This is a genomic window from Psychrobacter lutiphocae DSM 21542 (assembly GCF_000382145.1).
GTDB classification, from domain to species: domain Bacteria; phylum Pseudomonadota; class Gammaproteobacteria; order Pseudomonadales; family Moraxellaceae; genus Psychrobacter; species Psychrobacter lutiphocae.
This window is the reverse complement of record NZ_KB907630.1, coordinates 42,649-68,490: the sequence shown is the minus strand read 5'-3', so window position 1 is coordinate 68,490 and position 25,842 is coordinate 42,649. Positions and strand designations below refer to the sequence as shown.

The window sequence follows — 25,842 nt, the reverse complement described above, 5'->3', positions numbered from 1 at the left end:
GGGCGATGACGACAAATGAAAAAGATTATAACACTTTGCAACGTAACTGGTTATCTGCAATACGTTGAAAACCTGTTACACTTGAACTTATGAGCTAAGCAGACCCTAATAAAGGCAGCACAATCGCAATACAGATAATATAATAATGACTTGACAGCCCCTAGTATGCGAAAAAAGATAATTTTATGCGAAAAAAAATAATTGATTTTAGCAGTGCCTATGCACAACTGATTTTGTTGGTTTTTTTACCAATTGTTGTTTTGGCGGTTGTGGGAGCCTATTTGGTAGAAAAAGAATCCAGTAAGTCTATTAAATCTGAGCAGCGTACCTTAGCAACAGCGGCTTTGATCCGTTATGAGCCGTTAGTAAAACAAATTTTGCCAGCCATGATAGACAGCCAACAAGTTGCTAATGCTCCAGATCATCTGTCGCAGCAGTCACTGCAACATCAGACTGGACTAGAGCAGCAACAAGAGGCGCCGTCTTTAGATGATGTAAAAAAGCGCATTAGTACCATATTAACATCCATGAATAATGATCTACATATTCATCGGGTAGCTGTAATTGATGCTAACGGTAATATGCTTGCTTCATCTGGTGAGCAAGATACTAAGCCTTGGGTGGATTTTAGTGATCAAAATATCAAGCAACAACAAGGATTTATTTCAGGCGTGCCTACTACCGCAGGGACAGCTTACGGACATTTTCTTGGAGAATATCAGGGTGTCAATTATTGGTTATTTGTAGATATGGATAATGAGCCATTAACCATCGCTCAGCTAAAGGTTTGGCTCGGCTTAGGGGTGACTGGTCTATTCACCCTGCTCGTGTTGCTATTAAGCCTAAACGTGTATGCCAAACGTTGGATTGCACCTATTTATGATTTGCGTTTGCACTTACAGCAGATTAATCCAGAAAATATGTATTTGCCAGTCAATACTGATTCAAGCGGTGAGCTCAATCAGTTGCAACAAGATTTGGTAAAAACTTTGCGCCGTTTGTATGGTGATTTTCAAGAGTTAAAAGATCATTCAGATCAGACGGAAGAAGACCTGCGTGATGCTTTTGATGAGATGGAGATGCAAAACATTTTTATTCGTGAGGCACGAGATCAGGCAATTTCAAGCAGCCAAGCTAAGTCTGCCTTCTTGGCCAATATCAGTCATGAGCTGCGTACCCCATTAAATAGTATTGATGGATTTATTAACTTATTAGCGCGCCATGGTGATTTGACTGCTGAGCAAGATTTGTATGTGCAGACCATACGTAAGTCATCGGCACACTTGCTGGCTTTGGTCAATGATGTGTTGGACTTTTCCAAAATTGAGGCTGGCAAGCTGATACTCGATAAACATGAGTTTAGCTTGTACTCTGCTATTTATGATGTAATGGATATGCTTTCACCATTAGCAGCTGAAAAAGGGCTACGGATGGCGGTGATGTATTATAATGATGTGCCTCACAATATTGTTGGTGATGCGTTGCGTATTAAGCAGGTGCTTACCAATTTGGTTGGTAACGCCATTAAATTTACTGATGTTGGTGAAGTGGTGGTGCGGGTTGGTATTGATGAGGTTAATGAGGCGTCAACTGTGATTGATGCAGAAGCTTATCATGAAGTCTTAGAGGACTCGGCTGTTTCCAAGCAGCCCAATGATAGTGGCATGATACATATCGCCATTCAAGACACAGGTCATGGGCTGTCCGATAAAGCTAAAACGCAGCTGTTTAAAAGCTTTAGCCAAGGCGATCCTTCCATCACTCGTCAGTATGGTGGCACAGGGCTTGGGTTGGTTATCTCTAAGCAGTTGACTCGCTTGATGGGGGGCAACATAGGTTTTTATAATAACGATAATAGCACAGGTGCAGCTCCATTGACGTTAGCAGAGGCTACCAGCATTCAAGGAACAAGCGTTAGCAAGCCTACGCTTAGAACAGGTGCAACCTTTTGGTTTAGCATACCAGCGCATGTTGAGGTGGACGTACCAACCGACATAGAGTTTGGTAGTAGTTTTGAAGATATAGATAATGAAGATCAGTTTCAATTGCCTATTTTGCGTCCTTTTGCACAAGCACAAGATAGTGATGATAAGCCTTTTGATATGCTAGTTTGGATCAATCATGCGCCAACCATACAGGTATTTATGGCGGCCACCCGTCCGCTGAATATCAAGGTAACGGTCGCTCGATCATTGGCAGGAGCGCTCGAAAAGCTCAAAGAAGAAGCTAAACGTTGGGACTGGGTTGTGATCGATGGCGGAGAAAGCGAAGCACGTGAAGACAGAGCTGCTTTATTAAAGCAAATCCGCCTGCATTATCAAGGTAAGTTAGCAATTTATGGCTATCAGGTAGCACTTGATGCGACTCTTTTAGAGCGCTATAAGGCGGGCGGCTTATACCAGCCACTAGATAAGCGGCAACTGTATCGGATGTTAGATACGCGTACAGTCAATATGTCAACTATGGTAGCGCCGCCGACTTGGCAAGGGGTGACCATCTTGGCTGTGGATGATCATCTGCCAAACTTGCTAGTACTTGATGCGCTATTAAGTGAGCTAGGTATTAAGGTAATTACTGCCAACAGTGGCTATGATGCGGTAGAGATTATTAGCCAGCAGTTGATGGCTGATAGTCAAGCTATTCAACAAGAGGAACTGCAAGATGGACAAAAAACAAACAAGGAATTAGGCAAGCAAAGCTTAGGTCAGCAAAAGATTGACTTGGTATTTATGGATGTACAAATGCCGCGTATGTCAGGTGATGAAGCAGCAAAAAAGATACGCCAGTTAGAAGTAGATGCGCAGAAAAATGATGCAAATTATAATAACGACAATTTACATAACAAAAAGCGCTTACCTATCATTGCGTTAACTGCACATGGCTTAGAAGAAGGTAAAGATAGGCTGATTAGTGCTGGTATTGATGATTATGTGGGCAAGCCCATCAGTCGTCCACAGTTGCTACAAATCTTGCAGCGTTGGCTTGGGCGAGGCGCAGGGACACCAGTTAATTCTCTTAGAAAGGAAGCGCAAGATAAAGCGCAGATAGCTTCTGATACACTCAATCATATGGCTTTTGATGGCACGACAGATAAGGATAAAGAGGTGCTGATTGTGGATTGGCGTGATGCTTTGGTACGCTCGGCGAACAAGCCAGAGCTGGCCAAGCAACTGTTGATGATGATGCAGCAGTCAGTGCCAGAGGAGCTAGATGCATTGCAAGCAGCTTGGGAGATGCGAGATCGTGAGGAGTTAGGGCAGATTGCACATCGTATTTTGGGTGCTAGTCGTTATTCGGGAGTACCACAGATCCGCCAAGCCAGCCAAGGTTTAGAAGATAAGTGCTTGTTAAATGTGCAGCATGTTTCACCAGGACAGTTTACGATGTTGCAGCCATATTATGAGGCGCTAGTTGACAGCTTGGAGATGCTGCAAACTCTAGATTTGGAAGCTTATATTACTGAGCAAATGGAAGATACAGAGGATAAATCGCTCAGTGAGAACGATATGAACTGGAAAATGATTTAGCCTGAGGTTTTTTATTTTAGTTTTCTTGATTTAATATATTTTTTTATTTTTATTTATTAAGGTCACCTGTTATGCCGTCACTATTAACCAAAAATTATCAATTGCTAACCCTTGAAGTGGCAGAAAATATCTTAACCTTAACCCTTAATCGTCCAGACAAAAAAAACGCAATGAGCATTCAGATGATGCGTGAGCTGATCGATGTGGCAAAGCGATTGAAAAAAAATAGATCTATCCAAGCTGTGATTATCAAAGGCGCAGGCGACGTATTCTGTGCTGGTATTGATTTGGGTGATTTGAATAATCCCAAAAATGCCTTGCTGGGCTTATACGAACTGCTAAAACCTACTCAAAGTATTTTTCAGCGGGTGTGTCTCATTTGGCGAGAAGTGCCGATGCCAGTCATTGTCGTCACTCATGGTTATTGTATTGGTGCAGGTACTCAGTTGGCTTTGGCCTGTGACTTTCGCATCACAGATCCTGATTGTCAGTTTGCTATCATGGAGGCTAAATGGGGTTTGGTGCCAGATATGGGATTAACTCAATCAGCATTGCATGTGCTATCGGTCGATGCGCTGAAAGAGTTGACCATGACCGCTCGTTTAATTGATGCAGATGCTGCCAAAGCTTATGGTTTAGTCAGTCATCTTGACGCCAATCCTGAACAGCGTGCGCAGGCATTAGCCACAGAGCTTGCTCAGCGCTCACCAGATGCGGTGCTGGCAAGTAAGCGAGTCATTAACTATATGACAAAGCAAAGTAACTGTGCATTATATAAAGAAAAGGTGTGGCAGTTAAAGCTGATGGGTGGCGGAAAAAATCGTAAGTTGGCAATCAAAAAAGCAAAAGACAGTAGTGTACAGTTTGTAAAGCGTCAATTTCGTTAACGGCTACAATTTCTTTAACGGCTATTAGGTGCTGTTTAAGCTATGGGTTTATATGTTTGTTTTAGCAATCTTTCAATATGGATGGGTTGTTAATATGTTGTTTGAATGCTGTTTGAATGCTGTTTGAATGCTGTTGTTATTGCGTTGGTCATGGCGCTTGATAAAGTAGTTGGTGTTAAGATGTATCGTTTCTACTTTCATCAATATTAATCAATCAATATTAATCAATAATTAGGTCTTTATATTGTTATGACAAATAACCAAACTACTAAACCCACGCAATCAAAAATGCCAACGGCATGGGTGATGATGCTGGGGCTAATTGTCGCTATTGGGCCACTGTCTATTGATATGTACCTACCAGCACTGCCGACTATGGCAGATGACTTTGGTATTAGTACGGCCGCCATTGCCAACTCAGTGCCAGCGTATTTTGTTGGGCTGGTATTTGGGCAATTAGTCTATGGTCCGTTAAGTGATCGAGTAGGGCGGGTCAAGCCGTTATATTTTGGCATGATCTTATATGTGATTGCATCGGTAATCTGTGCCACCACCAGCCATGAATATGTGTTGTTTGCCGCCCGTACCTTACAAGCTTTGGGTGCTTGTGTCGGTGCTGTTGTCACACGTGCAGCCATCCGTGATACACTGCCGCCGAAACAAATGGCCAAGGCATTTTCGATTATGGTGTTGGTGATGGGGTTAGCGCCAATCCTTGCACCATCACTGGGCGCGGCCTTTTTGAGTTTTTTTAGTTGGCACGCTATTTTTTGGTTTTTGGCAGGTTTTGGTGTCTTAAATATATTACTAACTCATTTTTTCTTTAAAGAGACTCTAACAGAAGAAAATCGCAACCATCGCCCCTTAAGCAGCATAGCAAGTCAGTATCTAGAGTTGCTAAAAGATCCATCATTTGGTTATCCAGCGATAGGTGCAGGCATGCTGATGGGCGCGATGTTTGTTTATATTAGTGCAGCGCCTGAATTGCTAATGGATGGTTATGGTTTAACAGAAAGTCAATTTAGTTTGATATTTGGAATGAACTCCGCTGGATTTGTAGGGTTAACTCAATTAAATCAATATTTGACCAACCGCTATCGGCTAATTACTTTGTTGCGGTTTGGTGCTGCCTTGCAGGCAATTTCAGCCAGCTGTTTATTGCTCTTAGGTATTATTTATGGTTCTGAAGCCTGGTTACCACTGGTACTGGCTAGTATTTTCTTTTGTATTGCTGGTTTGGGATTGACCCAGCCCAATGCAACAGCCATTGCTTTGGCGTTTCAAAAAAATCGTGCAGGTATGGCCAGTGCGTTACAAGGTTCACTAATGTTCTGTGTTGGTATTTTTGGCGGGTTATTATTAAATTTATTCCCTATTAATCCAGTTGCTAAGCTTGGCGCTACCATGTGTATTTTGATGTGTTTAGGCGCTTTTTTGGTGTACCGAGTGGATAAGAATTTAAATTTAGATCATGCAGCTTAAAGCTAAGCCTTGAATAGCTTGATTGATTTTGCATGATTTGTTAGCGCCAACTTAAAGTTGGCGCTTTTGTCACATATAGTTTTAACTCAGAATGAGAAGGGCATGTTTTCAATTCGTGCAATGGTATAGTCACAGCCATATAAAAGAGTTACAGTGTTAACCTCGTTTAGCCTACTTCAGTAGTACTTGTAATCGGTTGTCTTATAACTCATTTATCTGACTACAACTATATTTAAAAATCATGGTACAAGCAAAAGGTATGCTTTAATATGGATACCAAAACGGACTGTAATAACGATAAGGACCGTAGCCATGGCGACCAAAACGACCACCATATCCCCAAGGGTAAGGTGTGGTCAGATACTCTAAGTCACGCTGACGCAGATAGTAATAGCGCCCTTGATCATAGGCTTCTTCTAGCTTTTCAATATTTTCCATTGGGCAAACGGGCTGCCATGCATAGCCTTCACGGCCCAGTTTATAAGCATTTAGCTCAGTGCAGTATTCTTTTAGCCCTTCTTGACGTCCTTCTTCCCATAACATACGGTTTGGTGTGCTACCGCTGATTTGTGAGCAGCTTTGTAGATGTTTACCAAAAAAATCCCCCGAGCGACCAACTGTGCCATCAGCATAGCCAATTTCTTTCCAGTTGCCAGCTTGACACTGCTCTGGAGAGAGGGCTTGAGTAGTGGCGCATCCAGATAACAAGATGATGGCGCCCACTAAGGCGCTATTGGCAAAAGCGATACGTAGGTCAGTCATACTTTACTCCTAGCAGTTTGACAAAAGTAGTTCGACACAAATGGGCTTATAGTTAAGTTAAAATGTTACTTTTTTAATAAAGCGATTTAAGGTTTGTTGAGCACTGATGACATAAGCTTATATGCTATATGAGTAATCACTTGCAAATAGCTCAAGCAGTTTTTGTACTAAAACCTGTGCTAATACGGGTTAAAGAAGACAGGCTCTAGTAGCTCCCAGCTTTGTTTACAAATACAAATATTCAACAGATCCTAATTAAAACCAAAATAACTTTGTGTTATCAAACTATGATGCCATGTTATTAATATTTTCAGTATCGTTGTTCTGTTATGATAGGTGAAGGGTGTTAACCTATCACTTGTCGTTTTAACTTAGAATGATTAAGCTCTGTTGAACATTGATGACACAAACCTATTTAATTTATCTATAAATACCAATGTTCAATAGCCATTATAAATAAGCATAGTCGTACAAAATAAATATAGGCAAAACCATGAACACAGTACTAGTTGCGAATCAAAAAGGAGGCTGTGGTAAAACCTCAATAGCGACAACCCTAGCCGCAGCATTAGCAAATCTGGGGTACAAGGTTGCGTTGGCAGATGCTGATCCACAAAAATCAAGCTTGCGTTGGCTTAAACAGCGACCAGTCTCAGCAGCAAAAATATATGCTGTTGACTGGCGTGATGCCGATGATATTGGTGAGCTGCCAAAACGAGCAGCCAAAAACTTAGATAAAAATGATTGGTTGATTATTGATGCTCCAGGCTCCATTAGTGAGCGGCGTGCCGAGTCGTTAATTAGTGAAGCTAAAGCGATATTGATTCCAGTATTACCATCTATTTTTGATGCAGACAGCACAAAAAGGTTTTTAAAGTCGATCCAAGATATTAAGCGTATTCGTAAAGGTAAGGTGGATATTCATTTGGTTGCCAATCGCGTTCGTCCGCAAGCTAATAGTAATCAGTTATTACAAAACTTTTTTACAGGATTGGGGCAGCAACCATTGGGCTGGTTAAGTGATCGTAGTATGTATCCACAACTTGCAGAGCAAGGCTTGAGTATTTTTGATTATCAACAAAAGCGTTATCGTGATATTCAAGCACAGTGGCAGCCGATTTTGCAAGCATTGATACCGCGAGCGCCAGAGCAAGTTTCACAAAGAACTATTAATATGCCAACAGAAAAAACGGCTGACGAAATAATAAACCAAAATCAAAAAGTAGCGATTAAAAAAAGGACTCAAACTGGTAAGCAACACACTAAGCACACAGATGAGGATGATGCAAGTTGGTATGAATAAAGAAAAGTATACCCAAGAACCAATTAGTCAGTACCAATTAGTCAGTACCAATATGCGACAAAACAGCATAAACTAGCGCACATTTTTAAAAAGCAAACGTAATTGTCACGATAACATGAGTATAGGAGATATATGGGTATTTGGATAGGTGTCGCTGTTGTACTATTTATGTTGGGCTGTATGATGGCACTAAAGCCAAATGTGCAAGAGATGCGTGTTGATCAAATGCGCATGGCAGCCAGACGTTTAAACTTACATCCCAAATTGATCGCCTGTCCAAGCTGGGTGCGTGGTCGCAATGATGAGTTTGGTAAGGGGATGATTGCTCAATATAGCCTCAATGTGAAGGATCAACAATTTAGTGAAATCTGTTATCAAGTTGAATATGGCAAGTTGGTGATTAGTGGAGCACTAAAGGATGATAATGAGCAGCGTGCTATGGTAAAAAAAAGCTTGGAAGGTATGTCATTAGAGTTGCCTGAAGGGATGGCTTCTTTGATTAAAGCGGTGTATTTAAAAGATAATGCAGTGGTCGTGTTTTGGCACGATGAAAGCTATATGCAGTCTTTGTCCACTGCCAACTATGCTACACAGAAATCTGGGGCTACACAGAAATCCGGGGCTATACAGCAAGTCGAGCAAGATTTGGAGATATTAAAAACGCAAATGCAGTTATGGTCACAGCGGGCATCAGATAAACGTTAAACACACAACTAAGTAACAACCACTAAGCATAAGCAATAACTATTAAGCAACAACTATTAAGCAAAAAAAAAGAGTGCTTAAATGTCTAAACTTGAACTTAAACCCCTTATTTTATTATGGTTTAGTGACCAAAATAGACAGTTATTAGTTGTGTTATATTTATGGCACTTGAAAAACTTTGTTGACAGCGCAACTGTAAGCAGTGTAACGTCATGGCAACGTAAAAAAGTACTGGTATGTAAAACACGAATTAATTGAAAGTTATTAGGGTCTGTTGAGTATTTACCACAGGTGCTCAACAGTAACTTAGGTTTAAAGAAAAATTTTATTTTCTTCGTGCAAAAACAGGCCCTACTGAATTAAAAGATACCGATAATATTTATAAAAAAGATTAATTAGGATTGTGATATCAATGGCAAAAACCAGCGGTAAAAAATCAGCAACTACTTCAGCAACCAGTGCAAAAGGTAAAGCACTGGTAATTGTGGAGTCCCCTGCAAAAGCAAAAACTATTAACAAATACTTGGGAAGTGACTATATTGTCCGTTCAAGTATTGGTCATGTGCGAGACTTACCGACCAGCAGTGGTACTAAGAAAAAATCCACTAAAGCTGAGGATGGGTTAAGCAAAGAAGAAAAAGCACAACAGGCCTTGGTGCGCCGTATGGGCATTGACCCTGAGCATGGTTGGAAAGCCGTGTATGAAGTGTTACCCAACAAAACCAAGGTGATTAAAGAGCTTAAAGCCTTGGCCAAAGAAGCGGATACCATCTATCTGGCAACGGATTTGGATAGAGAGGGAGAGGCTATTGCTTGGCATTTGCGTGAAGTGATCGGTGGTGATGATAGTAAATATCAGCGTGTGGTGTTTAATGAGATTACTAAATCTGCTATTCAAAATGCGTTTAAACAACCAGGAAAATTAGACATTGATCGGGTCAATGCTCAGCAAGCGCGCCGCTTTTTAGATAGGGTAGTGGGCTTTATGGTATCCCCCCTATTGTGGCAAAAAATTGCGCGTGGCTTATCTGCAGGGCGTGTACAGTCAGTAGCGACCCGCCTAGTGGTCGAGCGTGAGCGTGAAATTCGAGCCTTTATTCCAGAAGAATATTGGCAGATTTATGCTGATACTTCGATGAAAGGCAACGCCAATGCCCATGTGGCTGCCGATACCCCGATTCGCCTAGAAGCCGTGAAGCAAGATGGCAAAACCTTAAAACTAGCTAACAAGGCGCAAACCGATGCGGTATTAGCGGTATTGAAGACAGCTCAGTTTGTGGTTAAAGAGCGGGAAGAAAAGCCGACCCAGTCAAAGCCTGGTGCGCCGTTTATTACCTCAACCTTGCAGCAAGCTGCCAGCACTCGCCTTGGCTTTCCAGTCAAAAAGACGATGATGCTTGCCCAGCGCTTGTATGAAGCGGGTCATATTACCTATATGCGTACGGACTCAACTTTCTTATCAGGAGATGCGTTGGCAAGTGTACGTGGCTTTATTGAAGATAGCTATGGTAAGAAGTATCTACCAGAAAAGCCAAACTTCTATGGCAGTAAGCAAAATGCTCAAGAAGCACACGAAGCAATACGCCCGACCAATGCCAATTTAAAATCGACCCAGTTAAAAGGGGTAGATCGTGATGCCATTCGTCTGTATGAGCTTATTTGGCGACAATTTGTGGCCTGTCAGATGCTACCAGCCAAATACAAGTCAGTGAATTTGTGGGTTGAGGCTGGCAATGTTGAGCTAAAAGCCCGTGGTCGTACCATGACCTTTGACGGCTATACCAAGGTGATGCCACCAGCCAAAACTGACGATACTTTATTGCCAGATGTTAAAAAAGGTGATGAATTAAATTTAATTAAACTAGATCCTAGTCAGCACTTTACTAAACCGCCAGCACGTTATACTGAAGCCAGCTTGGTAAAAGAGCTTGAGAAAAAAGGCATTGGTCGTCCATCAACTTATGCCTCGATTATCTCAACCATTCAAGATAGAGGCTATGTCAGATTAGAAAACAAACGTTTATATGCTGAAAAAATGGGTGATATAGTCACTGAGCGCTTAACAGAAAGCTTCCCAGAGCTGATGGACTATGCCTTTACGGCAGGTCTAGAAGATGAGCTAGATCATGTGGCACAAGGTGATCAGGACTGGAAAGCGGTGCTTGATGAGTTTTATAGCGACTTCAAAACCAAGCTTGAGCATGCCAAACAAAAAGATGGCGGCATGCGCCCGAATGATCCAACTGACGTGCCGGATGTGCATTGTGACCTATGCGGCAGACCGATGCAGCTGCGTAATGGTACCACTGGAGTATTTCTGGGCTGTACTGGCTATAACTTACCACCAAAAGAGCGCTGTAAAGGTACCAAAAATCTAATGCCAGTAGAGGCCTTTGCAAATCTTGATGACAGTGAAACTGATGATACCGTTGAAGTTAAAGAGTTGATGGAGAAAAAGCGCTGTCCTAAGTGTGGTACTGCAATGGATGGCTATATTGTCGATGGTGGTTTAAAGCTACATATCTGTGGTAACAACCCGGACTGTGACGGTTACCTACTTGAAGAAGGTAAGTTTGAAGTGCCAGGCTCTGATGCACCAACCATAGACTGTAATAAATGCGATGGGCAAATGGAGTTGAAAACGGGTCGTTTTGGCCCTTACTTTGCCTGTAATAAGTGTGACAACACACGCAAAGTATTGAAAAATGGTGAGCCTGCGCCACCACGCATGGATCCTATTGATATGCCTGAATTAAAATCAACCAAGCATGATGACCACTTTATCTTGCGTGAAGGGGCGGCTGGTTTGTTTTTGGCGGCGTCTAAGTTCCCTAAAGTGCGGGAAACCAGACCACCAAAATTGGCGGAATTACGTGCGGTTAAAGATAAAATGGAAGATAAATTCCAGTACTTATTTCATGGTCCAGACGAAGACCCAGACGGTAATCCAACCATTTTGCGTTGGTCACGTAAGCAAAAAGAGCAGTATATCGGCTCAGAGAGCTTAAAGACTGGCAAGGCAACACGCTGGGGCTTATATTGGCGCAACGGTGAGTGGGTTGAGCAGTAACCCCTGTTAGCTGTCAGCATCAATAAAAAGCCCTGTTTAAAATATAAACAGGGCTTTTTATTTTCAACAGACTCTAGGGGCGGTATAGAATTGATTTACGGAACTGACAGAGACTATTTTTTAGTCATCTCGACGCATAAAATAGTAATACCTTTTCTGAAAAAAACCTATCTTTGTCAAACTCGCTAAACCTACTATTTGTAGCATTTGCACTCGTCTTCTTTCCTATATAGATTAACTTCAAGATTAGTTATTCATTTTAAGTAGTGGTATCAGTGTGATCGTTTTTGAGCATTCAAGTAAAAAATGACTAAACTTTTCCTTGAAAAATGAGTGTTGAATAGACCTCAATCTTTTTTCTGATCCAATTTAGCTTTTAATTTTTGTTGTTTGCGCGCCTCAATAACTTTATTCACTTCAGAGCCGATATGTGCTTCTCCACGTGCTTTGGCCAGTTTGATTTGACGTTGACGCTCACGGAAGCGGGCACGTTGTTCTTTGGTAGCTTTGTCAATACAGTGTGGGCAAGACTCCCCCTTGACATAGGCTGGATGCTGTTTATCTGCATCTGTAATCGGCATACGGCAGGCATAGCACTGATCATAATCGCTTTTTTCCAAGCTATGATTGACCGCCACTCGGTTATCAAATACAAAGCAGTCGCCTTGCCATAAAGATTCATTGGCGGGTACTTCTTCTAAGTATTTTAAAATACCGCCTTCTAAATGATAGACTTCATCAAAGCCTTGTTCACGCAAGTAGGCGGTTGACTTTTCGCAGCGAATACCACCAGTACAAAACATGGCGACTTTTTTGTGCTTATTAGGGTCAAGCTCATTTTTGACGTATTCTGGAAACTCGCGAAAGGTTTCGGTTTTTGGATTTACTGCATTTTTAAAGCTTCCGATCTGGACTTCATAGTCGTTACGGGTATCTATTAGCAGAACATCTGGGTCGCTAATTAAGTCATTCCATTCACTTGGTTTGACATAGCGTCCCACTGATTGTAGTGGATCAATGCCTTCAACACCCATGGTGACGATTTCTTTTTTTAGCTTCACTTTGGTGCGAAAGAATGGCTGGGTATCAGTAAAGGACTCTTTGTATTCAACAACACCAATAGCAGGAATGTTTTGAATATAGTCCAATACTGTATCGATACCCGTACGTTCACCTGAGATGGTGCCGTTAATGCCTTCTGATGCTAGTAATAAGGTACCTCGTACTTTGTTATCAAGCATGATTTGGCGTAGAGGCTCACGATAGGCTTCATAGTCTGCAAAGCGTGTAAATTTGTATAAAGCAGTTACCACGATATCGCCTGCGTTGGCGGTGGTTAAGCCTGAGGTTGAGGTAGTCATGTTTTTCTCCAGCTAGCTAGGTCGTAAACCTAGTGCATGATTAAATCTGTCGTTTGACAGTAAGGGTAAAAGCGCTAGGGCGTATCTTTCATTCGTACTATGAACTTAATATGGACTAAACATAGTTGAATTATGTCGTACAGCCTCTAGGTTTTAGAATCAAACTCAAAAACTATGAGTCTTGTTCGTTATTCGCTATCGGTGTTATTTTGGGTTGGTGTGTTGCCAGTTGTACTACTGGTCATATCATTTGCTGTATTACGTGTTGTATTGCTTGCACGTTGATTATTTGTGGTCGCTGCATCTGTATTAGGTGTCTCAGCAGGTGGTTTGGGCAGTTCTGGTAGCTTACGCTCGCTGAGCGCAGCTCTTGGTGGTTGCCCAGCGCCACTGCCTGTGACTCTTTGGTTAGTAATTCGGTTATCATTTTTAGAGTCTGTTTTTTGGTCATTAGCATCATCTGAGTCTTCATTTAAAGTCACCACCTGTTGCTTAAAGGCTTCTGACTTGGCTTTGTTATCAAGACTGACCCATTGATAAGGCACAGATTTTAAAGCAGAGCGCATATAGTCAACCCACATAGGCAAGGCTGCGACTCCACCGTATTCGCCTCGACCAAGAGTAGAGGGTTGGTCAAATCCAAGCCAAACGATGGCCACTTGCGTTGGATGAAAGCCTGCAAACCAGGCATCTTTCATCTCATTGGTGGTACCAGTTTTGCCGCCGATATCATTGCGACCCAAGGCACGAGCACGTTTGGCAGTACCACGCTGAATAACATCACGCATCATACCTGCCATCTCATACGAAACAGCTGGAGATAAAATACGCGGCGCTTGCTCTGCTGGACTATAACGAATAATGGCTGGTTTTAGACGATCTGCTTGTGGCGATGCATCATAGCGGATAGCATCTATTGAGGCTTGCAAGCTGCCGCTGTTTGTTGCTTTGACATCGCCGTCTTCGCCATCACTATTTTGGATATCATCTTGAGCGTTGGTCTTAGATGCTAAGGTTGGGTCTTTTTCTAATGCTGCAAGTGCTGTCTTACGTTGTTTGAGTTCCGCTTCTGCTTGTTTTTCATATTCGGCTTCTAAGTTGGCATTAATTCTGTCAAGCTGGTTATTGAAGCATAACGCACAAGCACGTTGAGGATTGGCCAAATATAATAGATTGTTATTATAATCATATACTTGGTCAATTAAATAAGGTTGAATACGATGACCGCCATTAGCAAAGGTTGCATAGGCTGTTGCCATTTGTAGCGGCGTTGCTTGACCAGCACCTAATGCCAGTGACAAGGTGGTTGGCAGCTTATCTTTATCTAGTCCAAATTGATCGAGTAGTTGACGGGCATCTTCTGTGCCTACCGCTTGCAGCAGGCGAATCGATACCAAGTTGCGCGATAGAATAAGTCCTTGGCGGATGGTCATACTGCCATAATAGCGGCCATCAGAGTTTCTTGGGCGCCAGCTACCAATACGTAAAGGCCCATCAGAAATTAAACTGTCTGGACGATAGCCTTTTTCTAAGGCAGCGGCATAATTTAATGGCTTAATGGTAGAGCCTGGCTGACGCCAACCTTGAGTTGCACGGTTAAATTTACTGTGCCGGTAATCGAACCCACCTACCAAGGCCTCAACAGCGCCAGTTTCTGGATTTAGTGCAACTAAGCTGCCTTGTACTTTAGGTACCTGAGTTAAACGCCAAGACGTCTGATTTTCGTTGGCTATCAAGCGTACGATATCATCTTTTTTGACCAAGTCAGAAGCATGTCTTGGATAGCCTTTAATGCGGTTAGCATCTAAATATAGCTTAGCCCAGCTCATACCTGACCAAGGGACAGTAACGATGTCGCCATTTTTTAATTGCGCTTTAAAGCTACGAGAAGCTACCTCAGTTACTTTGGCTGGTACCATATTGGCAAAAGTAACAAAGTTTTCTAGCGGTTCGCCGTGAGCTTCTGCACCGCGCCAACCATGACGCCTGTCATAGCCAATTAAGCCTTTTTTAACTGCAGTATCAGCGGCAATTTGATCTTTACTATCGACAGTAAGCTTAACTCGCCAACCAGCATTCATGACCTCATCGCCATAACGATTCACCAATGCGCGGCGGGTCATTTCTGCCAAGTATGGCATATTGACGTCCAGTTGCTCCTTATAAACCTTTAGAGTAAGGGGGGTTTTTACAGCGTCTTCATATTCAGCTTGTGAGATATGGTTAAGATCTAACATACGTCCCAAAATCCAGTTGCGCCGCTCTAGTGCCATCTCTGGATTAGATACAGGGTTGTTTTGAGACGGTGCTTTGGGCAGACCTGCCAAGGTTGCCATCTCTGCAATGCTTAGGTTCTCTAGCGATTTGCTAAAGTATTTTTTGGCAGCCGCACGAATACCATAAGCGCCTTCACCCATATAAATCTTATTGACATATAAGGTTAATATTTCTTCTTTAGTTAACTCTTCTTCGATGCTGCGAGCCAGATACAGCTCAGTGAGCTTACGGCTAAAGGTACGTTCAGGTGATAAAAAGTAGTTTTTTGCTACCTGCATGGTAATGGTAGATCCACCAGTTTGTCCGTCATCATCGGTAATAATTTCGGTGACTGCACGCCCAAGTCCTTTAATACTAATACCACTATGCTCATAAAATGAGGCGTCTTCAGCTGCCAAAAATGCATTGATAAAGGTAGGTGGTATCTCTTCATAGCTGACAGGCAAGGACATGCGGTTGCCATATTGTCCAATTAATTTGTTATCCTTGCTATAAATTTGCAGTGGCATCTCTAGGCTGGTAGTTTGTATTTTGGAGATGCTAGGTAACTCTGGCTCTAAATACATAGCCATCCCGTAAAATCCAATTGGAAAAGCAAGCACCAAAATAATTGCAAAGGCAATAATGGCTAGCAAAATAGATACAATATAATGGATAAGGCGAGAAATAGCAGGCAATTGCGGCATAATGACTCTATTAATTAAAGACTGAAATATTAGATATAGATATTCTCAGCTGCCATTTATTTATATTAAGTGTATTTAAGTTGGCTACCACACTTTAGCTATGATCATGCTGATATAGGTAGGGCTAATAGCTAACTTTGTAACAATAAATGGGGGCAAAGCCGATGATGACAATAAGCTGATACGGACAATTATAAAGCAAATGAGCCATATCTTATACAGCTAACATGCAAACACAATATTAAACTTAAATTTAATAACATAATTAATGGCTATTTTATCAAAAAGCGGCCGTTAGCGTATATGGTTTGATTTTGTTAATGATATCTAAGTGAATACCCCACTCTCAACTTATTACAATCCAATGTAGGTGGGTACTTTTAACCTAGCGAAACGTATTTTTTTAATCAAATATGCTGGGCACAAGCCATAGCCTGCCGCAAACGTTAATAAGCTAAGAGTAGAATATAAGTTAGAAAAATTTAAAAATACTATTGACAAATAAAGGTTAAGTAAATAGGGTAATAATATAAGGATGGTAATAAAGGTGGCAATAAATAGAAAATAGAGATGGAAATTAGCAAGAGAAGGCTGTAATAGCCGCAATAAAAATTGAATTAACAGACCTTAACTTAATAGATATAAGTTTGAGTTATTTGGCATCTGTACTTTAATACATATTTTAACCTGCACTTTAATGCATATTTTAATAAGTCTCTACCTCTATACACCACAACATATCGTCATACGCCATAACATATCATCCCAAAATAAAAGGAATTATTTTGCGTTTATTGCCAGCGGCACTGTCTTCAACGACCTCTATACTGGGCATTAGTATCAGCAATACGGCTGTATCGATGGTGGCTCTAAGTCAGCAGCACAGTCATTATCAGCTTACGCACTATGGCATCACAGAGCTAAGCGGTGCAGAGATGGTAGATAATGAAATCATTGATGTCGAGCAAATGGGGTATATTGTTGCTGAGCTTATGCAGCGTCTTCATTTGCAACCAACACAAGCAGCCACTGCAATAGCACAGGCATTAACACTTACCAAACATCTAACAATGCCTGCTTGGTTATCAGAAGCTGAAATTGAAGCGCAGATTTATATCGATGCTGAGCAATACATTCCTTACCCGATCGCTGAAGCTAGCTTTGATTTTGAAGTGCTCAGGTTTGTGGCAACAGCGCATGACCAAAACATCCAATATAACCAAAACAAAGCAAACAGCGGTAACACAAACAGCAATCACACAAACATAGCTAACGGAAATAGTAGAGCTAACGGCAACGGCTCAGAGGCAGTTACGGTATTATTAGTAGCAAGTCTAAGTCACCATATTGAGCAGCTGATTGACACCTTTAGATTTGCAGATATAAAACCACAATTTATTGAAGCTGATAACCACGCTATTGAACGTGCTTGGCAGCTGATTTGCCAGCAACCATCAAGTTATCCTGCAGTAGTTGCATTAATCGATATTGGACATAGTCGCACCAGAGTCTATGTAGCCCACCAAGGGATATTTGTCTATCAAAATGAGCAACTATTTGGGGGTAGTCAGCTCACAGAATCGCTACAAACTAACTATCTGTTAAATACAGGGCAGGCACAACAGGTCAAAACAAACTGGCCAGAAAAGGTACAGGATGTAAATATAGATAACTTAGACAAAGAGTATGTGGCTCAGCATCTAATGCCGTTTGCTGATAGCTTAGTAGATCATATTAAACAAGCTTTACAGGCTTATTTTCAGCCACAACCACAGATATCACAATCTACTCTTGATAATCAGCAACACCCCTCACAAATCGAGCCAAAACCCATCTTAGATAGTGCACCACAAATAGAACAAGTTGTCTTATGTGGTGGCAGTGCTGCTTTGTCGCAATTAGATCTCATTTTACAAGATAAGCTTGGACTGCCAGTCAGCATAGCCAATCCTTTTGACGGTATGTCTATTCGCCTAGGTATAGATAAACAGCAATTACAACAAGATGCACCGCGCTTGATGACGGCGTGTGGTCTAAGCTTGCGAGCCTGTCAGTCTGTACAGCACTCAAGAAAGAGAGGATTATGGCGCAAATAAACTTACTGCCGTGGCGTGAGCAGTTGCGTCAACAAAAAAATAAACAGTTCAAACAGGCGCTACTGGCAAGTATTGGGGTAGGTCTGCTGCTTGCACTTAGTGTTTGGGGTTATTTGCATTACTTACAAAGCCAGCAGTTAGCAGTGGCGGCTTACTTAAAGGATAAGATTGCGCAGTTCGATTTAGCTATTGTTGATATTGAGCGATCCAGGTCACAATTAGATGTGATTGCAGCTCAGCAAGACTGGATTGAGGCGCTCGATTATCAGCGTAGCGTATTGTCACACTTATGGAATGATGTGGCGTATAGCTTACCAAGTGGTTTGTATTTAACAGAATTTAAACAGCACGATGGGGTAATCACTTTCAGTGGTAGTGCTACACAAACTACAGATGTCACTACTTGGGTTCAGGACTTAACAGCTAGTGTTTGGTTACAACAAGCACAGCTGCAGTATGTCAAACAAAGCCAGCAGCCTGCGAGCCTTAGTTACACTTATGACTTTGTAGTAACGGCGGTGCCAATCAGCGCTAATAAAGTTGCAGATGTATTGCTACAAATGCAAGTGCAAGTTGCAGATGATAGCTCTATGCAAGCTGATAGCTCTATGCAAGCTGATAGTAGTCCTGCAATTAATGATAGGGGTGCGCCATGACACTACCAACCATACAGCGCAACTCTTCTCAGCAACATAAGCTAAAACATCAGTCAAAATACAAATCGCAATACAGATGGCGGCATTACTGGTATCGCTTACAAAGCTTAGATAGTCAGTATTATGGTAGCTGGCCACTTGCTATCAAGCTAACAGTTATCGCAATACCTTTGTTATTAATTGTTTTTGTCGCCTATTTGCTTCCAATTCGAGCCAAACAGCAACAGTTGGTCGCACAACAAGCACAGCAGCAGGTGTTATTGGCAAGTTATCAACAAAAATCAATGCAAGCGGCAACTCAACAGACTTATATTCAACAAACCCAGCAAGCACAGCAGCAGCTTATTCAGCAGTTTGGACGGTTAACCGCAGACGGTGAAAGTAGCAAGCTATTAGCAGCAATAAATAAAGTGGCGCTCAGCAGTGGTGTGGTATTGCAAGATATTGCTTTAGCTGAAAAAAGCGAGAAAATTTTAGGTCAAAACTTAGATTTAACAATCACAGATACAGCAGATATAGCAAGGGTTGAGTCAGCAGTTGCCACACAGTTACCAGAACAAGTGCCAGCCTCATATTTATATACAGAGCAGCCCATTGATATGGTAGTCATCGGTGGTTATCACAATTTGGGCTTATTTGTTACTGGGTTGTCTGCTCTACCACAAGCCATCAGTATTCAAGGCTTTGCAGTGAAACACGCCAACCCTTTGTTGCTAGATCCTAAGCAGCTGTCATTGTTGCTACATACTAAGGTATATCATTTACCCTCAGAAAAAGAGGCCACACCTTTATTTATTGGACAGGAGCCATAAGCATGCAGTTATGGTTTGTGATCAATATGAGGATAAGGCTATGTAGTGCTTTAGTCAGTGTCAGTTTGTTGAGTCTAGCTGCGTGTGGAGATCCATCACAGCAGTTGGCACAGCAACTGGACCAACAGCAAGGACAGATGACAGCAGAAGCCATCGAGCCACTAGCCAAGGCCGAGGTGATAGCACCTTATGTGTATCAGGCGGTAGCACTGCGCAGTCCATTTGTACCGCTAGGCGCTATTACTCAAGTGCAAACACAAATAGACAGTCAGCTAGATGCTCAGTCCAGCGCTCAGTCCAGCGGCTTAGAGCCAACATTAATACAGGATATACCTGAAAGTCAGGTGATAGCAGAGGAGCCACCACGAGTACAGCCAGAGCTACCACCAGATGCCGACCGTCCTAGACAGGCACTAGAAGCTTATGCACTCAACCAGCTGACTTATCGAGGTATGATGATAGTTCGTAATCAAAGATATGGTTTGGTTGAGCGCCCAGATGGGCTGGTAGAACAGGTGCAGATAGGTCAGTATGTGGGTGGGTATAGTGGTCGTGTGGTTGAGATTACTGCCACTCAGATTAACTTGGTGCAGACAGTTTTTAATCCACAGCTAGGATATGTCTTAGCACCTGCTTCATTAATAGCGCCTATTGCAAGCTATTAGGTACAGCTCCTAGTTTGGTTATGTAATCAAAAAGTGATTCATGTGCCATTTAATACGATAAGTTATGGATAACAAATGAGAATACAGAGGTCAGAGAAGTTAGATAATAATAGTATAAATAACATAAACAACCCCAACCAGTTTAATCGCGGTTATCAATCGATCACGATTAGTTGTATGCCAAGCTCTGTGCCACAGTTATTTGCAACATTTAAGATACTGATAGGATTTAGAGTATGCATAATGCTAGCGGCAACGGTATCCACTGCTACTTTTGCTCAAGTAGATCTGGTTAATCCGACTGATGCTCATCTAGCTGCTATTGACGCTACTTCAGTGAAGTATCCTGTAATAACAGAGTATCATGGTGAGCCTATCTCTATTAACTTTCAAAATGTTGAGGTACGCAGCGCATTGCATTTGTTATCTCAGTTCACTGGGTTGAATATTGTTGCTAGTGATGAGGTAAAAGGCACCATTATGCTAAATTTGACCAATGTGCCTTGGGATCAAGCATTAGACGTCATTTTGACTACCAAACAGTTGGGGAAACAGCAACAAGGCAATGTGATTTTTATTACACCATTAGCACAGATGACGCAGCAACATGATGAGGCTTCAATGCCTTTGTATAGTGCCTATATACGTCCAAACTATGCCAAAGCAGCAGATATAATGACGCTCATCACTAAGGCCAGCCAATCACGTGGCACATCAAAGACAGCTGCAAATAAGCCAATAGCAAGAGCGACTCCAGAGACACCAAATATACTGTTAACAGGCAGTCATCAAAACCCTGATATGGGTTTTGATGTGTCAAATATAGCAAGTGTAACAAATGGGCTTGGGGCTACTGAAGTAATCGCACCCGACCAAAAAATACAACACTATCCAGCAACCTTGCTGTCTCAGCGAGGAGTGGTTGCTGTGGATGCGCGTACCAATACCTTAATTGTCAAAGATACCGCTGTCAGCATTAATAATATTAAAGCATTGGTTGCTCAGGTTGATATTCCTGTGCGCCAAGTGATGATAGAGGCGCGTATAGTGAGTGCTTCAGATAGCTTTAGTAAAGAAATAGGGGTTAAGTGGGGAATTTTATCGCAAGGGGTAGCGACCAATAATGATTTGCTGGTCGGTGGTAGTGATCAAACATTGGCAGACTTAAAGCAGTTTACATTACAAAACTCAACTTTTAATGGTAAGCCAATTGTCAAACCCACTTATAATATTACCCGCCCTGATAACTTGAATGTAGATTTGGGAGTGGCTAATGCAGCTGGGCGTATTGCATTTGGCTTATTAAGTTTATCAGATTTGATGATAGACTTAGAGCTGTCGGCCATGCAGGCAGAAGGTCGTGGCGAGGTGATTTCAACGCCCAAAATTTTAACCCTTGATAAGCAAACGGCAAAAGTATCTTCTGGTACAAAAATCCCCTATCACGGAGAGTCAGAAGGTGGTGGTACTATTACTCAATTTGAGGAGGCAGTGCTTAGCCTAGAAGTGACACCAAACATTACTCCAGATAATCAGATCTCACTACAAATCCATATTGAAAATGGTAGGCCCAGTCCCGTCAGCGGTGGTGTGGTATTAATTGATACGGATACGCTAAGCACCAATGTAACGATGGCAGCAGGTCAAACTATTGTCCTAGGCGGTATTTACCGCAATCAAATCTTTAATAATGTAGAAAAAGTCCCATTTTTTGGTGATATTCCTTATGTTGGTCGTTTGTTTAAACGTGATTTGCGCAGAAATGATAAACAGGAGCTACTTATTTTTATTACGCCTAAGTTAATGGATAATGCATTATTAGCGGCAGAAGTAGAAATGGCGCAGACACTGAGATAAATATAAGCCTGATAAATATAAATACAAGCCTGGTGCTTTTAGCCCAGCTAAAGAATAAATTTTATGATAGATGACGGACTAAAGCCACAGCCTTGTCAAGAGTTGATATTGGGGTAACAAATGAATTTTATAAGCCACTTGTAGTCACAAGTCTTGTTTGTACTTATTAAAATAGACCAAATCCAGCGGTGGCTAAAGTAAGCATCAGCTACTATAATTAAAAAAACAGCAATTAAATTGGAATTAGCATTAAGTGAGTAAATGTCTGTATAATTTGTGAATTTATGTGAGAGATAAGAATGCAATCATCATTGCCGTCATTATTTATTGTAGGCCCTATGGGAGCAGGGAAGACTACGGTTGGCAAACTATTGGCCAAATACTTAGGACGTTCCTTTATAGACAGTGATCACTATATTTGTCAGCAAACTGGTGCTGATATTCCTTGGATATTTGAAAAAGAAGGTGAAGCGGGATTTCGAGAGCGTGAAGCACGTGCGATAGAAGAGCTGACGGCCTTGCCCAATATTGTGCTAGCTACTGGTGGCGGTGTGGTAATTCAAGCGCAAAACAGGAAGTATTTAAAGCAGCGTGGCATTACTATTTATTTGCAAGCCAGTGTAGATGTACAATTGAAGCGTACATCCAAGGACAAGTCCCGACCTTTATTACAGACGTCAAATCCTAAGGCGGTATTGCATTCTTTGTTTGAAGTGCGCGATCCTTTGTATCGTGAAGTAGCAGATATTGTGGTGGAGACTGGAGAGGGCTATCCTCGGTATATGCTCAAAAAGATTATCGCCACGTTAAAACAACATTATCCACACTATGTGATTGAAAAGCATTCTTCTTGATTTATGCCCTAGCTGAACTGATATCACCATAACATAACCTGTGAGAACCTTATATCTGTGAGAAGCTTATGAAAGTCAAACTGACCGTACATACCCAAAGTCACGATTATCCAATTATCATCACCAGCCAGTGTGATATGGCAGTGGAAATTGCGCCTTATATTAAAGGTAAGCAGGTAATGATAGTCACCAATACCACAGTAGAAAAACTGTATTTGGAGCAATTAGCAGCCTCGTTAGCAGCCAACTTTGAGGTGCATACCGTGGTGTTGCCAGATGGCGAACAGTTTAAAACGCAACAATACATTGACTGTATTTATGATGCTTTGATGGATGCGCACTGTGGCCGTGATGTGACTTTAGTGGCGCTTGGTGGTGGCGTAGTGGGTGATATGACTGGCTTTGCGGCAGCCTCTTTTATGCGTGGGGTGAAATTTATCCAAATACCAACGACCTTGTTGTCACAAGTTGACTCTAGTGTTGGTGGGAAAACTGGTATTAATCACCCGAAAGGCAAAAATATGATAGGTGCATTTTGGCAACCGCAAATGGTACTGGCTGATATGCACACCTTAACCACTTTACCACAGCGCGAATTGTCTGCTGGAATGGCAGAGGTCATTAAGTATGCGTTGATTATGGATACGCAGTTTTTAACTTGGTTAGAAGAAAATATGACTGCCTTAATGACGCTGGATAAAAAAGCCTTGGCTGAAGCGGTGGCAAGATGCTGTCAGTATAAAGCTGATATTGTAGCACGAGATGAGCGTGAGACGGGCAGCCGAGCATTGCTGAATTTTGGTCATACCTTTGGTCATGTAATTGAAACGCATGAAGGCTATGGGCAATGGCTACATGGAGAAGCGGTGTCAGCTGGTATGGTACAAGCCGCCAAATTGTCGCAAAAAATGGGCTGGATAAGCGAAGACGATGTTAAGCGCATTAGCCGAGTATTACAAGCTGCTCAGTTGCCGATAGACCCTCCAGCCATTGACAGCCAAGTGGCGCTGGATTTAATGCAACATGATAAAAAAGTTATGTCAGGACAAGTACGCTTGATTTTGTTAAAATCATTAGGTGACGCTGTGGTGACTGCTGATTTTGATCAGGCACTACTAGAAGCTGTACTAAACAGTCCCTAAGCTAACTTGTTTTGGTTAGCTTAGTTCGTTTATTTGTTGTATTTATTGATATTTATCTTTTTATTTTTATTGGATTTGCTTTATGGCAATCACACAAAGCCCTGCCTCAGATAAGTCTTATAAATCATTCATCAAAAAAGGTCGTGCTGTGGCCGGCTTCTGGTTGATTATGGCTTTAGTATCTGGTGCAGCCGCCATAGCGATATGGATGTTTACCATAGCGCCAGAAGACAGTGAGGCACAGCAACAAGAGCCAACTCCAGAGGTTGTCGCCTTTAATATCGGTCAAGTAACACAAATTGATAAGTTAGACGAGCTTAGTGAGGATGTACATCCGATATCTTATGATGCTTTGATTCGTGACTTGCGTGATTATCCGCCAGAGTTTAAAGATGCAACTTATCTGAAGAAAAATAAAGGCAAATGGACACTGCAAGTGATGGATGTCTCAGAACATGACATCATCAGCGATTATTTAAATTTGCGTGAGGACAGAGAAAAGTTTGCTTATTTTCGCTATCGTGATGTTGATGATAAGCCACGCTATTTATTAACCTATGGCGTGATGAGTAGTGAGACTGTGGCAAAATCAGAGATGGCAAATATTGATTTTGAGTTACCAGCCAATGTACACGTTATTCCCGAAAAAATGGATGCTTACTTGGAAGTAATCGAAAACTATGAGTTGTCGGTACCAATTAAAGACTTGTCTAGCAATCGAGTCAGACAGGTCAAGTTGCAACCGACACAGAGTGAACTGGCAGCACGTCGTCGAGAAAAAGAACAACAACTTGAAGACTCACATCGCCAAAGCGCAGAGCAAGATAGGCAACAACTAGCAACGGAGCGTAATATTAAGACCTCTAATGACAGCAGTGATACGCTTTCAGTGCAAGAGCAACGCCGAGTCGTCGTGCCTGATAGTCAGCATCAAGAAAATAGGACATCAACCACAGCTTCTAATGGGCAGGCGTCCACATCAGAGCCACAAGGTGCAACTAGGCCAAAAGTAGATGAGCCAGAAAGAGCAACGCCACCAAAGCCAGCTGATAATACAAATGTAGATCCTATTAAGCAGCTGATTGATGAAAAAACTCAGCAATAACAGCTGCTGATACTAAGTAAAGTTAATACAGGGCATTCTGGCAAACAGGGTGTCCTTTTTTATCTTCAATAGTAGTGAACTTGTGTATTATGAATGAGTTAGAGGAAGGTTAGTAGCTTTGGGGTTATGAAAAAAACAAGTTAGTCAGCAAATTTTGCTGGATTTTAGCCTCAGGTTTCTCTAATATGGGTGTGTGATGTTTAGCAATGTTATCGCAGGTATTTTTTTTATTGATGGTTTAACTGATAAGTTAATGAATTGTTTTGTTAATAATTAATTAAGTTGCCAGTTGTACAGTTTACTTAATTGACAACTTACTTAATTGACAACGATGTGATTTAGGTAAGTGTTTAGATAATTCATTTAATAGTAATGGTTAAAAGAGTAATCTTTATCCCAGCCATTCATTGTTTTAATCCTTAGTTAGGCGGCATTGACCAGCTAACGGTTGTATCACGAGTAATGAGTCGGTCAAGAATTTTAACGCTTTTTGTTAAGACCCACAGTATCAGTATTAGCAGATCAGATAGTTCCACTATTATAGATATCTTTTTTGTTCATATTGGTTGTGATTTCATTATCATTGTTATCAGAT

General features: G+C 41.7%; 16 protein-coding genes and 1 pseudogene. 14 read left to right on the top strand and 3 right to left on the bottom strand.

The annotated features are described in order from the left end of the window. Window positions 1-185 precede the first annotated feature (185 nt). The 3 genes from H140_RS0105050 (at window position 186) to H140_RS0105040 (ending at window position 5,896) form a co-directional block, all read left to right on the top strand. A complete protein-coding gene (locus tag H140_RS0105050) occupies window positions 186-3,527 on the top strand; it encodes a histidine kinase dimerization/phospho-acceptor domain-containing protein (protein WP_019672577.1) in 3,342 nt (1,113 codons plus the stop codon). Window positions 3,528-3,598: 71 nt separating this feature from the next. Continuing rightward, window positions 3,599-4,414 carry a crotonase/enoyl-CoA hydratase family protein gene (locus tag H140_RS0105045; protein WP_019672576.1) on the top strand — a complete coding sequence of 272 codons (816 nt, stop codon included), beginning with the start codon at window positions 3,599-3,601 and terminating at the stop codon, window positions 4,412-4,414. A gap of 249 nt (window positions 4,415-4,663) precedes the next feature. Then, on the top strand, window positions 4,664-5,896 hold the full coding sequence (locus H140_RS0105040) for a multidrug effflux MFS transporter (protein ID WP_019672575.1): 1,233 nt from the start codon (window positions 4,664-4,666) through the stop codon (window positions 5,894-5,896). A 264-nt stretch (window positions 5,897-6,160) separates the two neighbouring features. On the opposite strand, the gene H140_RS0105035 is transcribed toward H140_RS0105040, so the two are convergent. After that, window positions 6,161-6,658 carry a DUF2799 domain-containing protein gene (locus H140_RS0105035; protein WP_019672574.1) on the bottom strand — a complete coding sequence of 166 codons (498 nt, stop codon included), beginning with the start codon at window positions 6,656-6,658 and terminating at the stop codon, window positions 6,161-6,163. Window positions 6,659-7,151: 493 nt separating this feature from the next. Between H140_RS0105035 and H140_RS0105030 the strand changes: the two genes are divergently transcribed. The 3 genes from H140_RS0105030 (at window position 7,152) to topA (ending at window position 11,736) form a co-directional block, all read left to right on the top strand. After that, window positions 7,152-7,961 carry a ParA family protein gene (locus H140_RS0105030; RefSeq protein ID WP_019672573.1) on the top strand — a complete coding sequence of 270 codons (810 nt, stop codon included), beginning with the start codon at window positions 7,152-7,154 and terminating at the stop codon, window positions 7,959-7,961. Window positions 7,962-8,093: 132 nt separating this feature from the next. Continuing rightward, window positions 8,094-8,666, top strand: a complete 573-nt coding sequence (locus H140_RS0105025; protein ID WP_019672572.1) for a hypothetical protein — start codon at window positions 8,094-8,096, stop codon at window positions 8,664-8,666. 412 nt (window positions 8,667-9,078) lie between these two features. Beyond that, the gene (gene topA, locus H140_RS0105015) at window positions 9,079-11,736 is read left to right on the top strand and encodes a type I DNA topoisomerase (protein ID WP_019672570.1); all 2,658 of its coding nucleotides are present in this window, start codon (window positions 9,079-9,081) and stop codon (window positions 11,734-11,736) included. A gap of 347 nt (window positions 11,737-12,083) precedes the next feature. Here topA and trhO read toward each other — a convergent pair whose 3' ends face one another. Continuing rightward, the gene (trhO, locus tag H140_RS0105010; RefSeq protein ID WP_019672569.1) at window positions 12,084-13,097 is read right to left on the bottom strand and encodes an oxygen-dependent tRNA uridine(34) hydroxylase TrhO; all 1,014 of its coding nucleotides are present in this window, start codon (window positions 13,095-13,097) and stop codon (window positions 12,084-12,086) included. 188 nt (window positions 13,098-13,285) lie between these two features. Beyond that, complete coding sequence (locus H140_RS0105005) at window positions 13,286-16,060, bottom strand: penicillin-binding protein 1A (RefSeq protein ID WP_019672568.1); 2,775 nt, start codon at window positions 16,058-16,060, stop codon at window positions 13,286-13,288. Window positions 16,061-16,845: 785 nt separating this feature from the next. On the opposite strand from H140_RS0105005, the gene pilM reads away from it, so the two are divergent. From pilM to H140_RS0104965, 8 genes and pseudogenes are all read left to right on the top strand, one after another. Beyond that, window positions 16,846-18,156 carry a pilus assembly protein PilM gene (gene pilM, locus H140_RS0105000; RefSeq protein ID WP_019672567.1) on the top strand — a complete coding sequence of 437 codons (1,311 nt, stop codon included), beginning with the start codon at window positions 16,846-16,848 and terminating at the stop codon, window positions 18,154-18,156. Next, window positions 18,144-18,812 carry a PilN domain-containing protein gene (locus H140_RS0104995; RefSeq protein ID WP_019672566.1) on the top strand — a complete coding sequence of 223 codons (669 nt, stop codon included), beginning with the start codon at window positions 18,144-18,146 and terminating at the stop codon, window positions 18,810-18,812. The genes pilM and H140_RS0104995 overlap by 13 nt, the downstream gene beginning before the upstream one ends. Further along, complete coding sequence (gene pilO, locus H140_RS0104990) at window positions 18,809-19,624, top strand: type 4a pilus biogenesis protein PilO (protein ID WP_019672565.1); 816 nt, start codon at window positions 18,809-18,811, stop codon at window positions 19,622-19,624. The genes H140_RS0104995 and pilO overlap by 4 nt, the downstream gene beginning before the upstream one ends. Window positions 19,625-19,626: 2 nt before the next feature. After that, window positions 19,627-20,289: a pilus assembly protein PilP gene (locus H140_RS15095; RefSeq protein WP_019672564.1), complete on the top strand. Its 663-nt coding sequence runs from the start codon at window positions 19,627-19,629 to the stop codon at window positions 20,287-20,289. A 360-nt stretch (window positions 20,290-20,649) separates the two neighbouring features. Continuing rightward, window positions 20,650-22,146 (top strand): annotated as a pseudogene (locus H140_RS0104980) (type IV pilus secretin PilQ); the annotation flags it as partial. A 299-nt stretch (window positions 22,147-22,445) separates the two neighbouring features. Then, window positions 22,446-23,000 carry a shikimate kinase AroK gene (gene aroK, locus H140_RS0104975; RefSeq protein ID WP_019672562.1) on the top strand — a complete coding sequence of 185 codons (555 nt, stop codon included), beginning with the start codon at window positions 22,446-22,448 and terminating at the stop codon, window positions 22,998-23,000. A gap of 68 nt (window positions 23,001-23,068) precedes the next feature. Further along, complete coding sequence (aroB, locus tag H140_RS0104970; RefSeq protein WP_019672561.1) at window positions 23,069-24,142, top strand: 3-dehydroquinate synthase; 1,074 nt, start codon at window positions 23,069-23,071, stop codon at window positions 24,140-24,142. Window positions 24,143-24,224: 82 nt separating this feature from the next. Beyond that, complete coding sequence (locus H140_RS0104965) at window positions 24,225-25,247, top strand: hypothetical protein (protein WP_019672560.1); 1,023 nt, start codon at window positions 24,225-24,227, stop codon at window positions 25,245-25,247. Window positions 25,248-25,842: the final 595 nt, after the last annotated feature.